The sequence below is a fragment of the Aeromonas sp. QDB03 genome (genome assembly GCF_027707985.1).
In the GTDB taxonomy this organism is placed as follows: domain Bacteria; phylum Pseudomonadota; class Gammaproteobacteria; order Enterobacterales; family Aeromonadaceae; genus Aeromonas; species Aeromonas hydrophila.
This window is the reverse complement of the sequence record NZ_JAPCJG010000008.1, coordinates 52,909-68,499: the sequence shown is the minus strand read 5'-3', so window position 1 is coordinate 68,499 and position 15,591 is coordinate 52,909. Positions and strand designations below refer to the sequence as shown.

Annotated in this window: 13 protein-coding genes; 6 read left to right on the top strand and 7 right to left on the bottom strand. The window is 58.6% G+C overall.

The features are described from left to right. Positions 1-5: 5 nt before the first annotated feature. From PG900_RS18000 to PG900_RS17975, 6 genes are all read right to left on the bottom strand, one after another. Complete coding sequence (locus PG900_RS18000; protein WP_270801150.1) at positions 6-878, bottom strand: prepilin peptidase; 873 nt, start codon at positions 876-878, stop codon at positions 6-8. A gap of 62 nt (positions 879-940) precedes the next feature. Next, positions 941-2,182 (bottom strand): type II secretion system F family protein, encoded by a 1,242-nt coding sequence (locus PG900_RS17995; protein WP_270831953.1) that lies wholly within the window; start codon positions 2,180-2,182, stop codon positions 941-943. A gap of 115 nt (positions 2,183-2,297) precedes the next feature. After that, entirely contained in the window at positions 2,298-4,004 is a 1,707-nt protein-coding gene (gene tapB, locus PG900_RS17990) for a PilB family type IVa pilus assembly ATPase TapB (protein WP_029302067.1), read from the bottom strand. Between the two features lie 6 nt (positions 4,005-4,010). Continuing rightward, positions 4,011-4,442, bottom strand: a complete 432-nt coding sequence (locus tag PG900_RS17985; protein WP_041216993.1) for a pilin — start codon at positions 4,440-4,442, stop codon at positions 4,011-4,013. A 322-nt stretch (positions 4,443-4,764) separates the two neighbouring features. After that, entirely contained in the window at positions 4,765-5,622 is an 858-nt protein-coding gene (nadC, locus tag PG900_RS17980) for a carboxylating nicotinate-nucleotide diphosphorylase (RefSeq protein ID WP_041216965.1), read from the bottom strand. 5 nt (positions 5,623-5,627) lie between these two features. Further along, positions 5,628-6,098 carry a retropepsin-like aspartic protease family protein gene (locus PG900_RS17975; protein WP_024944772.1) on the bottom strand — a complete coding sequence of 157 codons (471 nt, stop codon included), beginning with the start codon at positions 6,096-6,098 and terminating at the stop codon, positions 5,628-5,630. A gap of 147 nt (positions 6,099-6,245) precedes the next feature. Between PG900_RS17975 and ampD the strand changes: the two genes are divergently transcribed. The 6 genes from ampD (at position 6,246) to PG900_RS17945 (ending at position 15,269) form a co-directional block, all read left to right on the top strand. After that, on the top strand, positions 6,246-6,818 hold the full coding sequence (ampD, locus tag PG900_RS17970) for a 1,6-anhydro-N-acetylmuramyl-L-alanine amidase AmpD (RefSeq protein ID WP_270831951.1): 573 nt from the start codon (positions 6,246-6,248) through the stop codon (positions 6,816-6,818). A 275-nt stretch (positions 6,819-7,093) separates the two neighbouring features. Further along, entirely contained in the window at positions 7,094-7,858 is a 765-nt protein-coding gene (gene pdhR / locus PG900_RS17965; protein WP_011707564.1) for a pyruvate dehydrogenase complex transcriptional repressor PdhR, read from the top strand. Between the two features lie 79 nt (positions 7,859-7,937). After that, entirely contained in the window at positions 7,938-10,598 is a 2,661-nt protein-coding gene (gene aceE, locus PG900_RS17960; RefSeq protein ID WP_011707563.1) for a pyruvate dehydrogenase (acetyl-transferring), homodimeric type, read from the top strand. Between the two features lie 113 nt (positions 10,599-10,711). Further along, a complete protein-coding gene (aceF, locus tag PG900_RS17955) occupies positions 10,712-12,613 on the top strand; it encodes a pyruvate dehydrogenase complex dihydrolipoyllysine-residue acetyltransferase (protein WP_270831949.1) in 1,902 nt (633 codons plus the stop codon). A gap of 149 nt (positions 12,614-12,762) precedes the next feature. Then, entirely contained in the window at positions 12,763-14,190 is a 1,428-nt protein-coding gene (gene lpdA, locus PG900_RS17950) for a dihydrolipoyl dehydrogenase (RefSeq protein ID WP_011707561.1), read from the top strand. A 122-nt stretch (positions 14,191-14,312) separates the two neighbouring features. Continuing rightward, entirely contained in the window at positions 14,313-15,269 is a 957-nt protein-coding gene (locus PG900_RS17945) for a GGDEF domain-containing protein (RefSeq protein ID WP_270801127.1), read from the top strand. Here the strand turns inward: PG900_RS17945 and PG900_RS17940 are convergent. Beyond that, complete coding sequence (locus PG900_RS17940) at positions 15,266-15,448, bottom strand: hypothetical protein (RefSeq protein ID WP_011707560.1); 183 nt, start codon at positions 15,446-15,448, stop codon at positions 15,266-15,268. The two genes, PG900_RS17945 and PG900_RS17940, sit on opposite strands and share 4 nt — an antisense overlap. Positions 15,449-15,591: the final 143 nt, after the last annotated feature.

The window sequence follows — 15,591 nt, the reverse complement described above, 5'->3', positions numbered from 1 at the left end:
TTTGATCAGAGAAACGTCGTGAGGTACCAGCGGGTGATGGTATCGCCCCACAACAGTGCGATCCAGCCGGCGATAGCCAGATAGGGGCCGAAGGGGATGGGTTTGTTCTGATGATGGTTGCGCAGCAAGATGAGACCAATCCCGATGAAAGCGCCAACCAGCGACGAGAGCAGCAACACGATGGGCAGTGCCTGCCAGCCGAGCCAGGCACCCAGCGCCGCCAGCAGCTTGAAGTCACCATAGCCCATCCCTTCCTTGCCGGTCAGCAGCTTGAAGGCCCAGTAGAGGTTCCAGAGCACCAGATAGCCGGCCATGGTGCCGATCACCGCATCGGCCAGTGGTACAAATCCCCCTGTCAGGTTGAACAGCAGGCCGCCCCACAGCAGTGGCAGGGTCAGCTGATCCGGCAGAAGCATTTTGTCCAGATCGATGAAAGTGAGTGCCACCAGTACCCAGGTGAGCAGCAGGGCGGCCAGTAAGCCCCAGCTTGGTGGGAATATCGCGGCGACGACCAGCGAGAGTAGGGCCGTCAGCAGCTCCACCAGAGGATAACGGGCCGAGATGGGGGCCTGGCATTCACGGCAGCGCCCCTTGAGCCAGAGCCAGCTGAGCAGGGGGATGTTCTCTATGGCCGTGATGGCGTGGCCGCAATGAGGGCAGGCAGAACGCGGCACCATCAGGTTGTAGCGTTCTTCCTGCTGCGGCTGTGTCTCTGGGTTGAAATAGCCGAGATATTCGGCTTGCCACTCCCGCTCCAGCATGATGGGCAGGCGATGGATGACCACGTTGAGAAAACTGCCGATCATCAGAGAAAAGAGGAATACCAGCGAGAAATAGAGCCAGGGCAGGCCATATTCCAGCTCGAGGAGAAGTGTCATAACCAACCGTCTGTCATGAATTGGGAGGAAGGGTATGTGTTGTTAGCACATACCCTCGTGAATCAGCCTACTACATCGCCTAGCTTGAAGATGGGCAAATACATGGCGACCACCATGCCGCCGACCAGAACCCCCAGCACTACCATGATGAGAGGCTCCAGCAGGCTGGTGAGGCCGTCGACCAGATCGTCCACCTCCTGCTCGAAGATGGTGGCGACCTTGGAGAGCATATCATCGATGGCGCCAGACTCCTCGCCGATCATCACCATCTGGATCACCATGTCCGGGAACAGATCGACGGTGCGCATGGCCACGTTGATCTGCATGCCGGCCACCACCTCGTTGCGAATGGCCATGACGGCAGTGCGATAGACATAGTTGCCAGAGGCGCCTGCCGCAGAGACCAAGGCATCCACCAGTGGAATACCGGCGGAGAAGGTAGTGGAGAGGGTGCGGGCGAAGCGGGCCATGGCGGCCTTGTGCAATATCATGCCGACCACGGGGATGGTCAGTATGAACTTGTCGGTGTTGTCCTTGACCTTCTGGGAGGCGCGCCAGGCGCGCACGTAGAGAAAGATGGCGAGCGCTATGCCGCCAAAGATCACATACCACCAGTTCTGCATGAAACGGGAGATACCGATGACGAACTGGGTGAAGATGGGCAGTTCGGCACCGAAGCTCTTGAAGATGTCCTCGAACTGGGGAATGACGAACAGCAGCAGGATGGAGGTAACGACAATGGCCACCAGGATGACCATGGTGGGGTAGAACATGGCTTTCTTGATCTTGGACTTGAGTGCTTCCGATTTCTCGCGATAGGTGGCGATGCGATCGTAGATGGTCTCCAGGGCGCCGGACTGTTCGCCAGCCTCCACCAGATCGCAGTAAAGATCGTCAAAGTGGCGGGGATGGCGGCGCAGCGCTTCGGACATGGGAGTACCGGTCTCCACATCGGCGGCAATCTGGCCCATGAGCTCGCGCATGGCGGCCTTCTCGTGGCTGCGAGCGATGATCTGCAGGCTTTGGACCAGAGGTACGCCGGCTGACAGCATGGTGGTGATCTGGCGGGAGACGACGGCGATGTCCATCGGCTTGATCTTGGCGCCGCCCTTGGAGAAGAGCCCCTGGCTCTTCTTGCTCACCTTGGTGACGTTGACACCCTGTTTGCGCAGCTCTGCCTTGACCGTGTTGATGCTGTCGGCCTGCAATTCGCCGGAGACCTTCTGGCCCTTGCGATTTACCCCGCTCCAGCGAAAGGCGAAGACTTTCTTGGGGGCATTCTGTTTCTGGGTTAGCGTTGCCATCACTGCGTCCTGCAATGGGGCCCGGGTTGCTCGTCATGAGGAGAAGCAGCCTCGGCCTGATGGAAATCGCCAGGGCCGGCGGCACCTGGATGAATCGGCTGAGCGATAGACTCTGTCAGTTGGTTGTTACCCGGTTTATCTCCGCCAGACTGGTCACCCCCAGGCGAGCCTTCTCAAGGCCAGAGGTACGCAAGGTGCGCATGCCCTCCTTCTGGGCGATGGCGGCAATTTGCAGAGAGTTGGCCCCCTGCATGATCAATTTTGCGATGTTTTCAGACATTAGCATGATTTCGTAGATGCCGACCCGGCCCTTGTAGCCACCCGAGCACTCTTTGCAGCCAACCGGTTTGAACAGCCGCAAGCCAGCGGCCAGCTGCTGCTGGGTAAAACCCAGCTCAAGCAGCTCAGCCTCGGGTACCACTTCGGGGGCTTTGCAGTGATCGCACAGTTTACGCGCCAGCCGCTGAGCCATGATCAGAGTGACCGAGGAGGCGATATTGAAGGCGGGTACCCCCATATTCATCATCCGGGTCAGCGTTTCCGCCGCCGAGTTGGTGTGCAGGGTGGATAGCACCAGGTGGCCGGTCTGGGCGGCCTTGATGGCAATTTCTGCTGTTTCCAGATCCCGGATTTCACCCACCATGACCACATCGGGGTCTTGGCGCAAGAAAGATCGCAGGGCGCTGGCGAAGGTCAGTCCTGCCTTGGGATTGACCTGCACCTGGTTGACGCCGGGCAGGTTGATCTCCACCGGATCTTCGGCGGTGGAGATATTGACCTCGGTGGTATTGAGAATATTGAGACCGGTATAGAGTGAAACCGTCTTGCCCGAACCGGTAGGGCCGGTCACCAGAATCATGCCCTGAGGCTTCGACAGGGCACGCAGGTATTGCGCCTTCTGGCGATCGTCAAAACCGAGCTGCTCGATATTGAGGCGTGCCGCGGAGGAGTCGAGCAGACGGATAACGATCTTTTCGCCCCACATGGTGGGCAGGGTATTGACCCGCATATCCATCGACTTGTTGCGCGACAGCTTCAGTTTGATGCGGCCATCCTGGGGCAGTCGCCGCTCAGCGATATCGAGCCGTGCCATCACTTTGAGGCGGGCGGAGAAGCGGTTGGCCAGGTTGACCGGTGGGGTCGCTATCTCATGCAGGATCCCGTCTATCCGAAAGCGGATGCGATATTTGGTCTCATAGGGTTCGAAGTGGAGGTCGGAGGCTCCGCGCTTGATGGCATCCATCATGATTTTGTTGATGTATTTGACGATGGGCGCGTCGTCGTCGGCCGTATTGACGCTCTCGTCGAGCCGCGATCCCTCGTCAGACACTTCCAGTTCGGAGATCTCGGATTCATCAATGTCCTCCATGCCGAGGGCATCTTGATCACTCTCCATCAGCTTGCCGATGGCTGTGGTGAGTTTGTTCTCCTCGACCAGCAGCGCCTCGGTATGCAACCCGAAGCTGAAGCCAAAATCCTCCAGTGCAGACACATTGGTCGGGTCTGACATGGCGATATAGAGGGTGTGGCCTTGGGTATAGATGGGCAGGACGTGATGTTTTTCAATCAGCTTTTGATTGAGGTATTTCTGCGGGATCTCGGCCAGGTCGAAGGCGGCAAGATCCAGCAGAGGTACCCCATACTCCAGCTCGCAGAAGTCCGCCAATGCTTTGCTGTCGAGGATTTCGTTTTCGATCAGAAAGGTCACAAAAGGTTTGCGCTGTGCCTTGGCTTGGCTCAGATAGCGTTGTGAGTCGGACTCACTGAGCAGGGAAGAGGCGGCCAGGCTTAACGCCAGGCCGCTATTGGGGCTAGAGGTCATGCTAAGTCAGCAAATTCCATCCGCAACACAGGTGCCAACAGAACCGCTTGGGTTTGACTCCCATTTAACTCTCCCACTTTCTTCAGTGCCTTGTAAGATATAGGTTTTATCAACCGGTGCATTTCCTTCAGCCTCGATCTTATATACAGCAGAGCCTTGGTTGCCTGAACTAGACACAGTTACGCTTTTTACTATGGCAGTTGCAACACTGCCACTCACCGCATTATTCCCGGTAGTAACGCATGTCGCTGGGGCATTACCTGCTTGGCTACAAATCTCTACTGCTGTTTTTGCTGCGCCAGTCGCGGTAACTACTTCTGTAAATTTCGCCTTTTTGGTATAGGTCTGATACGCCGGCAGCGCGATGGCGGCCAGGATGGCGACGATCGCGACCACGATCATCAATTCGATAAGGGTAAAGCCTGATTGTTTCTTCATTTCAAATATCCTTTTTGTCCTTGGTTCCTGGGAAGTGCCGGTGGAAAACTATCCACACGTCAGTATCTTATCCGAGCTGTTTGACTTGGCAACAGAGGCCGGGGTCTTTGTTAACAATCTTTCTGTCATTTGCGAAAATTTTGATATAAATCATGGATAAAGAGTCCCTATCGACTCTTTTTTACTGGCGGGGATGGGTCCATCTCACACTCCTTTGCCGAGGGATCCTGCCTTAAAGAAAAGGCGCCCGTGGCGCCTTTTGCAAGTCCTTCATCTTGTTATATGTCAGCGACAAGATGGGGGAGTGATGATGCCTCTGCGGCTAGATGAATCGCATCGAGAGGTCCAGGGCGCGGACATGCTTGGTCAGGGCGCCGACCGAGATAAAATCGACGCCGGTCGCGGCATAGTCAGCCAGGGTATCCAGCGTAACGTTGCCAGATACCTCCAGCTTGGCCCGGCTCTGATTGAGGGTAACCGCCTCGCGCATCATGGGAATGTCGAAGTTATCCAGCATCACTATGTCGGCGCTGGCAGCCAATGCCTGCTCCAGCTCGACCAGGGATTCGACTTCTACCTCTACCGGTTTACCCGGGTTGAGACGGCGCGCTTCACTGATTGCTTCAGCGATGCCGCCACAGGCGAGAATGTGATTTTCCTTGATGAGGTAAGCGTCGAACAGGCCGATCCTGTGGTTCTTGCCACCGCCACAGGTGACAGCGTACTTCTGGGCGCTGCGCAGTCCAGGCAGGGTCTTGCGGGTATCGAGCAGCCGACAATCGGTATCTGCCAGCTCGGCCACGTAGCGAGCGGTAAGAGTGGCCACTCCGGAGAGGGTCTGCACGAAGTTGAGGGCATTGCGCTCACCGGTCAGCAACACGCGGGCCGGGCCATGCAGGCGAAACAGTTCCTGATTGGGGGAGAGCACTTCACCATCTTGTACCAGCCATTCAACTCTGACTTCGCCACCAAGCTGGACAAACACCTCATCGACCCAGGGCTGGCCGCAAAATACGCCAGCCTCGCGGGTGATGACCCTGGCGCTGGCGAGGCGATCCGCCGGGATCAGCTGGGCCGTGATGTCGGCGCTGGCATCGGGTTGATCCAACGGGGTGAGGGCATCGCCCAAGTCTTCGAGTAGTGCGGCGCGCACGGCGCGGCGGATGTCCTGTTGTAGCATGCCTTTTATTCCTGCAAAGGTCTGAGCAGCAACTGCCGCTCCTTTTGAACCAGCTCCAGCCGGCCGAGGGCGTTCATGCCTACCAGCACCTCGTCGCCAGCCGCTGCCGGATTGATGAAGATGGCCAGATCGTACAAGGTCAGTGGTCCCATCGCCAGCGTTTCGATGGTGCCGTTGCCGACCCGGATAAAGCCGGCTGCCGTATTGACCTGACTGCTGCCGCGGGCGGTCAGGCCAAGCCGCTCGGCGACCTGTTGTGGCACGGTAATGCGGGTTGCTCCGGTATCGAGCAGCAGTTGCACCGGCTGACCGTTGATGGCACCCTCCAGACGATAGTGGCCGCTGGCATCGGCCTTGAGCAGCAGGTCGCCGCTGGCGGTGACTGATGGTTGTTCGCGGGCATGAAAATAGAGGGTCAGCAATCCCATCAGGGAGAGCCAGGCCAGCAACCAGAAGCGGCGTGCCATCGGGTGCATATCCTTTCCTGAGTCGAGCGGAAGATGGCTCAGCCTACCACAGTTGCCCGTTGTCATGAGGCGACTGCGATGAGCCTGAGAGGTGGATCGCCTTGTTGCCCGTCCAGTGTTGCCAGATGCGCCATCCCATTGCAGAGCGAGTAGACAATGACTCAGCCTAAAATAGTATTTTCCATTGGTTCAGACGGTTGGTGTGAGCAAGCCCGCAAGTTGCCGTCACCGCACTACAACGAGCGGGCCACCCCGAACGATATCTCCCTGCTGGTGGTGCATGGCATCAGCCTGCCGCCTGGCGAGTTTGGCGGTCCCTTCATCGATGACCTTTTCCTTGGGCGGCTCGATCCCGATGCCCACCCCTATTTTGCCGGTATCCATCAGCTGCGGGTCTCGGCACATTGCCTGATCCGGCGCGACGGTGAGCTGGTGCAATATGTGCCGTTTGGTGCCAGAGCCTGGCATGCGGGGGCATCGAGCTGGCAGGGGCGAGAGGCGTGCAACGACTTTTCCATCGGGATCGAGCTGGAAGGGACCGATGAGCAGCCCTACACGGATGCACAATACGAGGCATTGGTTGGGCTCAGTCGAACCTTATCCAGCCATTACCCCGCCATTACGGCGGATCGCATTGTCGGCCATTGCGATATAGCGCCGGGGCGCAAGACGGATCCGGGTGACAGTTTCGAATGGCCGCGTTACCGCCAGGCACTCAACTTTAAGTAATTATTCTAAAAATAAGTTTGTGTTTTTAAAACAATGGCTTGCCTTTATGGCAGGCCATTTTTGCTGGCTGTTGATCAAATGTTGCCTGTGAGCGATGTCAAAAATATTGGTCTGACCAATTTCTATGAGCTAAATCATAAATCCCTCTCTTTACCCCTTAAGTGGCAAGGTTGATTCTTGATTCAGATCATCTTTTGGGTGGACTTTTCCCATGCCCTCTGCTAATTTTCGCCCCATTCATGAAATTGGTAATACCAATTTAACAAAGCAGCCTCATGCCCTATCTCAAGATTACTCAACCCAAGTTGGCCGACGCCATTGTCGCCGAGCTGGAACAGATGATTCTGGAAGGCAGTTTACAGCCGGGCCAGAAGTTGCCGCCCGAGCGAGAACTGGCCATCCAGTTTCAGGTGTCGCGCCCCTCGCTGCGCGAAGCCATCCAGCGCCTCGAGGCAAGAGGACTCTTGTATCGTCGTCAGGGCGGCGGCACTTACGTACAAAACGCTTTGAGCAAAGGGATCGCCGATCCCCTGTTCGAGCTGCTCAGCACTCACCCGGAAGCCCAGTATGACCTGCTGGAGTTTCGCCACGCACTGGAAGGCATCTGCGCCTACTATGCTGCGTTACGGGGTACAGACGCCGATTTCGAGCGCATCCGTCAGGTGCAGTCCGCCATCGAGGAGGCCGGTCAGCAAGGCTCGCTGGTCAGCGAATCCGCTGCCGTCACCCAGTTCTATCTGGCGGTGGCCGAGGCGTCCCACAACGTGGTGCTGCTGCATCTGCTGCGGGCCATGGGCCCCATGCTTGAGCAGAACATTTTACGCAATAACGAAATTCTGAATCGCCGTCCGGGAGTGGTCGCCAAGATCCGTCGCCATCGCGCGCATCTGATCGAGGCTATCCTGTCGGGGGCTCCGGAGCGGGCCAGGGCAGCTTGTCATGAGCACCTGGCCTTTATCGAGGACACCTTGTTGGATATGCAGAGGGAAGACAGCCGGATCCAGCGATCCATGCGTCGGATCCGTCAGCAGGAAAACTAATCCCACAAGGCTTTATTGTCGAATGCTTGCGCCCTTCGCCGTGCAATGCCGTGCAATCACAACAAAATAGGAACCAGCCATGTCTGATATCCTGAAGAACGATGTGGACCCGATAGAAACGCTGGAGTGGCTTGCCTCTCTGGAATCCCTGCTGCGTGAAGAGGGTCCCCAACGCGCTCAGTTCATCCTTGAACAGTTGGCCGAGAAAGCCCGCGCAAGCGGTGTGGACGTGGCTGCCAAGGCAAACCGCGATTACATCAACACCATCCCGTCCAGCGAAGAGCCGGACTACCCGGGCGACCTGGAGATGGAGCGCCGCATTCGCGCCATCATCCGCTGGAACGCCATGATGATCGTGCTGCGCGCTTCCAAGAAAGACCTGGACCTGGGTGGTCACATGTCTTCCTTCGCTTCTTCCGCGACCATCTACGAAGTCTGCTACAACCACTTCTTCCGCGCTCGCAGCGAGAAGGACGGTGGCGACCTGGTCTACTTCCAGGGTCACATCTCCCCGGGCATCTATGCCCGTGCCTTCGCCGAAGGTCGTCTGACCGAAGAGCAGCTGGACAACTTCCGTCAGGAAGTGGATGGCAAGGGTATCCCTTCCTACCCGCACCCGAAACTGATGCCGGACTTCTGGCAGTTCCCGACCGTTTCCATGGGTCTGGGCCCCATCGCCGCCATCTATCAGGCTCGCTTCCTGAAGTACCTGACCGACCGTGGCATCAAGGATTGCTCCGAGCAGACCGTTTACGCCTTCCTGGGTGACGGCGAGATGGACGAGCCGGAAGCCAAGGGCGCCCTGACCGTTGCCGTGCGTGAAAAGCTCGACAATCTGGTATTCGTGGTCAACTGCAACCTGCAGCGTCTGGATGGCCCGGTTGTCGGCAACGGCAAGGTCATCAACGAGCTGGAAGGCCTGTTCTCCGGCGCTGGCTGGGATGTCACCAAGGTGATCTGGGGTCGCAAGTGGGATGAGCTGCTGAAGAAAGACACTTCCGGCAAGCTGATCCAGCTGATGAACGAGACCGTGGACGGTGATTACCAGACCATGAAGTCCCGTGATGGCGGCTACGTGCGCGAGCACTTCTTCAACCGTTACCCGGAAACCGCCGCGCTGGTCAAAGACATGACCGACGAGGAGATCTTCGCCCTGAACCGCGGTGGTCACGATCCTCGCAAACTGTTCGCCGCCTTCTCCAAGGCTGCAGCGACCAAGGGCAAGCCGACCGTGATCCTGGCCAAGACCATCAAGGGTTACGGCATGGGTGAAGCGGCCGAAGGCAAGAACATCGCTCACCAGGTCAAGAAGATGGATCTGGGCTCCGTGCGTCACCTGCGCGATCGTTTCAACCTGCCGGTCACCGACGAGCAGCTGGAAACCCTGCCGTACCTGAAGATCGAAGAAGGTACCGAAGAGCACAAATACCTGCACGCCCGCCGTGCCGCGCTGAAGGGCTATGTACCGACCCGTCTGCGCGAGAGCACCACCAAGCTGGAAATCCCGGCGCTGGATGCTTTCGGTCCGCTGCTGGGTGAACAGGCGCGCGAAATCTCCACCACCATGGCGTTCGTGCGTTCCCTGAACGTGATGCTGAAAGACAAGTCCATCGGCAAGCGCATCGTCCCGATCCTGGCTGACGAAGCCCGTACCTTCGGTATGGAAGGTCTGTTCCGCCAGATCGGTATCTACAGCCCGCACGGTCAGCAGTACACCCCGCAAGACCGCGACATCGTCTCCTACTACAAGGAAGACAAGCAGGGTCAGGTTCTGCAAGACGGCATCAACGAGCTGGGCGCCATGTCCTCCTGGCTGGCTGCTGCGACCTCTTACAGCACCAACGATTGCCCGATGATCCCGTTCTACATCTACTACTCCATGTTCGGCTTCCAGCGGATCGGCGACATGGCGTGGGCAGCCGGTGACCAGCAAGCCCGTGGCTTCCTGCTGGGTGCGACCTCCGGTCGTACTACCCTGAACGGCGAAGGTCTGCAGCACGAAGATGGTCACAGCCACATCCTGGCCAACACCATCCCGAACTGCGTCTCCTACGACCCGTCCTACGCCTATGAAGTAGCGGTGATCGTACAGGATGGTCTGCGTCGCATGTACGGTGAGAAGCCGGAGAACGTCTTCTACTACATCACCACCCTGAACGAGAACTACGCCATGCCGGCCATGCCGGAAGGCGCCGAGGAAGGCATCCGCAAGGGTATCTACAAGCTGGAAACCGTGGCCGGCACCAAGGCCAAGGTACAGCTGCTGGGTTGTGGCTCCATCCTGGGTCACGTGCGCACCGCCGCCCAGATCCTGGCCAGCGAGTACGGCATCGGCTCCGATGTGTTCAGCGTCACCTCCTTCAACGAGCTGGCTCGTGACGGTCAGGACGCGGATCGCTGGAACATGCTGCACCCGAACGCCGATGCTCGCGTACCGTACATCGCTCAGGTACTGGGTTCTGAAGCCACCATCGCCGCGACCGACTACATGAAGTCCTTCGCCGATCAGGTGCGTGCTTTCGTACCGACCGAGAACTACCGCGTGCTGGGTACCGACGGTTACGGCCGTTCCGACAGCCGTGCCAACCTGCGTCGTCACTTCGAAGTGAACGAATTCTACGTGGTGGTTGCTGCCCTGACCGAACTGGCCAAGCGCGGCGAGGTAGACAAGCAGGTTGTGGCTGACGCCATCGCCAAGTACGGCATCGATGCCGACAAGGTCAACCCGCTGTACGCGTAAGAGGATCAAGTGTCGTGCCGGGACTCGCTGCCCGGCACGACCTTGCAAAGGTTAACGCGAGAGACGCGTGACAGCAGTCGGTCACGCGGATGCACGCAAGAGGATAAAGCACAATGTCCAAACAGATTATGGTGCCGGATATCGGCGCCGATGAAGTTGAAGTCACCGAGATCATGGTGGCCGTGGGTGACAAGGTCGAACTCGATCAGTCCATCATCGCGGTAGAAGGCGACAAGGCCTCCATGGAAGTACCGGCCCCGTCCGCCGGTATCGTCAAAGAGATCCTGATCAAGGTGGGTGACAAGGTTGCCACCGGTTCCCAGATCATGATCTTCGAAGCCGAAGGTGCTGCCGCACCTGCGCCGGTTCAGGCCGCTGCACCGGTTGCAGCCGCACCGGCCGCAGCTCCTGCTGCTGCCGCTCGCAAAGACGTGCACGTGCCGGACATCGGTGACGACGAAGTGGACGTGACCGAGATCATGGTTGCCGTGGGCGACATGGTTGAAGCCGACCAGTCCATCATAGCCGTGGAAGGTGACAAGGCCTCCATGGAAGTGCCGGCACCGTTCGCGGGCCGCGTGGTCGAGATCAAGGTTGCCGCTGGCGCCAAGGTCTCTACCGGTTCCCTGGTGATGGTCTTTGAAGTGGCTGGCGCCGCTCCTGCCGTTGCTGCTGTACCGGCCCAGGCTGCCGCTCCCGTGGCTGCTGCCCCGGTTGCCGCCGCTGCCAAAGAGGTCAATGTACCGGATATCGGTGGCGACGAAGTCGAAGTCACCGAGATCATGGTCGCCGTGGGTGACAAGGTTGAAGCCGACCAGTCCCTGATCGCCGTGGAAGGTGACAAGGCCTCCATGGAAGTGCCTGCGCCGTTCGCCGGTGTGGTCAAAGAGATCAAGGTGAAGGCGGGTGACAAGGTCTCCACCGGTTCCCTGATCATGGTATTCGAAGTGGCTGGTGCTGCTCCGGCCGCCGCCGCTGCCCCGGTTGCTCAGGCTGCCGCCTCGGTCGCTGCTGCCCCTGTTGCCGCTGCTCCGGCTCCGGTTGCCCAGGCTTCTGCCGCCTCCGACTTCGTTGCCAACGATGCCTACGTACACGCCTCTCCGGCCGTGCGCCGTCTGGCGCGCGAGTTCGGCGTCAACCTGGCCAAGGTGAAAGCCTCCGGTCGCAAGGGCCGCATCGTCAAAGAAGACGTGCAAGCCTACGTGAAGGATGCGGTCAAGCGCGCCGAGTCCGCTCCGGCTGCAGGTCAAGGCACTGGCAACGGTAGCGGCATGAGTGTGCTGGCGTGGCCGAAGGTCGATTTCAGCAAGTTCGGTGATGTGGAAGAGGTCGATCTGACCCGGATCCAGAAGATCTCCGGTCCGAACCTGCACCGTAACTGGGTCATGATCCCCCATGTCACCCAGTTCGACGAAGCCGATACCACCGAGCTGGAAGCGTTCCGCAAAGAGCAGAACGCGATGCTCGAGAAGCAGAAGGCTGACGTGAAGATCACCCCGCTGGTGTTCATCCTGAAAGCCGCCGCCAAGGCGCTGGAAGCCCATCCACGCTTCTGCAGCTCCCTGTCCGAAGATGGCAGCAAGCTGATCATGAAGAAGTACATCCACATCGGTGTGGCGGTGGATACCCCCAACGGTCTGGTTGTGCCCGTGGTGCGCGACGTCAACAAGAAGGGCATCATGGAGCTGTCTCGCGATCTGGCCGAGATCTCCAAGAAGGCCCGTGCCGGCAAGCTGACCGCTGCCGACATGCAGGGCGGTTGCTTCACCATCTCCAGCCTGGGTGGCATCGGCGGTACCAGCTTTACCCCGATCGTCAACGCGCCGGAAGTGGCCATCCTCGGTGTCTCCAAGTCCGAGATGAAGCCGAAGTGGAACGGCAAAGAGTTCGCGCCGCGCCTGATGCTGCCGCTGGCCCTGAGCTACGACCACCGCGTCATCGATGGTGCCGATGGAGCCCGCTTCATCACCACCATGAACGGCGTACTGTCCGACATTCGTCGACTGGTCCTGTAAGTGAGAGGGCGGGCCCAGAGCCTGCCCTTTTTACTTCTCATTTCGTTAACAGGATTGTAAACTTGCCCCGTTTTTTTCACGGCTGCAGCCGCCTCGTTCTGGTTTAAGACTGCGCTGTCCGGGGATATAAGAACGACAAAGAGGTCATGATGAGTAAAGAAATCAAAACCCAGGTCGTAGTACTGGGTGCTGGCCCTGCCGGTTATTCCGCTGCCTTCCGTGCGGCTGATTTGGGTCTGGATACCATTATCGTCGAGCGTTACTCCACCCTGGGTGGCGTCTGCCTGAACGTGGGTTGCATCCCGTCCAAGGCGCTGCTGCACGTCGCCAAAGTCATTGAAGAAGCCAAGGCGCTGGCCGAGCACGGCATCGTCTTCGGTGCCCCGCAGACCGACATCGACAAGATCCGTCTGTGGAAAGAGAAAGTCATCAACCAGCTGACCGGCGGTCTGGCTGGCATGGCCAAGATGCGTAAAGTACAGGTTGTTAACGGCTTCGGTAAGTTTACCGGCCCGAACACGCTCGAAGTGACCGGGGAAGACGGTAAGACCACCGTTACCTTCGACAACGCCATCATCGCTGCCGGTTCCCGTCCGGTGAAGCTGCCGTTCATCCCGCATGACGACCCGCGCGTATGGGACTCTACCGATGCGCTGGAGCTGACTACCGTTCCTGGCAAACTGCTGGTTATCGGTGGCGGCATCATCGGCCTGGAGATGGGTACCGTGTACTCCTCCCTGGGTTCCGAGATCGATGTGGTTGAATTTGCCGACCAGCTGGTACCGGCTGCCGACAAAGACATCGTCAAGATCTACACCAAGCGCGTGGCCAAGAAGTTCAACATCATGCTGGAGACCAAGGTCACCGCAGTTGAAGCCCGTGAAGACGGCCTGTACGTCTCCTACGAAGGCAAGCACGCCCCGGCCGAGCCGGTGCGTTACGACAACGTGCTGGTTGCCGTAGGTCGTGTGCCGAACGGCAAGATGCTGGATGCCGAGAAGGCCGGCGTTGCCGTGACCGAGCGCGGTTTCATCGAGGTGGACAAGCAGCTGCGTACCAACGTGGCTCACATCCACGCCATCGGTGACATCGTTGGTCAGCCGATGCTGGCTCACAAGGGTGTGCACGAAGGCCACGTGGCTGCCGAAGTCATCGCCGGCAAGAAGCACTACTTCGACCCGAAAGTGATCCCGTCCATCGCCTACACCGAGCCAGAGATGGCCTGGGTTGGTCTGACCGAGAAGGAAGCCAAGCAACAAGGGCTGAACTTCGAAGTGGCCACCTTCCCGTGGGCGGCTTCCGGTCGCGCCATCGCGTCCGACTGCTCCGACGGCATGACCAAGCTGATCTTCGACAAGGAGAGCGGCCGCGTCATCGGTGGTGCCATTGTGGGTACCAACGGTGGTGAACTGCTGGGTGAAATCGGTCTGGCCATCGAGATGGGTGCCGACGCCGAAGACATCGCGCTGACCATCCACGCTCACCCGACTCTGCACGAGTCTGTGGGTCTGGCTGCCGAAGTGTTCGAAGGCTCCATCACCGACCTGCCGAACGCCAAGGCCAAGAAGAAGAAGTAATTCGCTTCTGCCTGTAAAAAAGCCGCTCAATCGAGCGGCTTTTTTGTTTTTGTATATAGCTGAGATTTGTTCGGGGCTGATTGCTATGCTAATGACTTCCATATCACTTGCTGGAGTCAGCCATGCAAACACCGGCTATCCCTGACAATGAAAGATTGCGCCTCGACGCATTGCGCCAGATCTCCATTCTCGACAGTTCCGCCGAAGAGCGTTTCGATCGGATCACCAGGATGGCGCGCAGCATGTTTGATGTGCCCATCTCGTTGGTGTCGCTGGTGGATGAAAACCGGCAGTGGTTCAAATCCTGTTGTGGTTTGCCGGTGCAGGAGACACCGCGCGACGTCTCTTTCTGTGGGCATGCCATTCTCGGTGATGGTCTGTTCGTGGTGGAGGATACCAGGCAGGATCTGCGCTTTGCCGATAATCCACTGGTATCCGGTGAACCCCATATCCGCTTCTATGCCGGCTGCCCGTTACAGATTGGCGAAGGCTACAAGCTGGGTACTCTGTGCATCATTGATCGCAAGCCGCGACTGCTGGATTCCCGCCAACAGGACTTGCTGACGGATCTGGCCGGCATGGTGGAGCGCGAGCTGGCCGCGATCCAGCTGGCTACGCTCGATGAACTGACCGGTATTACCAATCGACGCGGCTTCATGCTGCTGGCGCAAAAATGTCTGCAACTGGCTCACCGGCAGGAGCGGGAGGCTACCCTGCTGTTCATCGATCTCAACCGTTTCAAGGAGATCAACGACCGGCTTGGGCACGATGTGGGTGATGATGCCTTGCAACAGATGGCCGGTCTGATGTGCCGGGTTTTTCGGGAGGCGGATATTTTTGCCCGGCTGGGAGGTGATGAATTTGCGGTGCTGCTGCTGGGTTCAGGCCCTCTTGAGATAACAAGGGTATTGGCCCGTTTTGCCGAGGCTCTGGCCGTCTTCAATCAGGAGGGTGGCAAACCCTATCAGCTGACCTGCTCGATCGGCGTGGGACATTATGACGGACGCTCGCCGCCTGCGCTGGAACAGCTGCTGCAGCAGGCGGACCAGAAGATGTATGACTGTAAAAAAGGGCGCTAGCAGCGCCCTTTCTTGGCCTGCCCCGGCGGACAGAAGGTACCATAACCCCCCCGATCCCCGTCGCTGACCCGTATCCGGGTATCGTCCACGCTCACGTCGGCGCCGTGTACCCGTACCGGCCCGCTGCTGCAGGCGCTGAGCAGACCGCTCAACAAGATCATCACTACCAGCTTGCCCATAACTCCTCCTCTCATTTTCCTGATTATGGGGCATTTTCAGAGGCGGGTGGAGGCGGCGCAAAGCCCCTGCGTCACGGCCTGCCGTGGTGGCGACAGAGGGCGCCGCAGCGCCCTCTGGCAAGTCGTGCCGAGGCAGCCAAAAG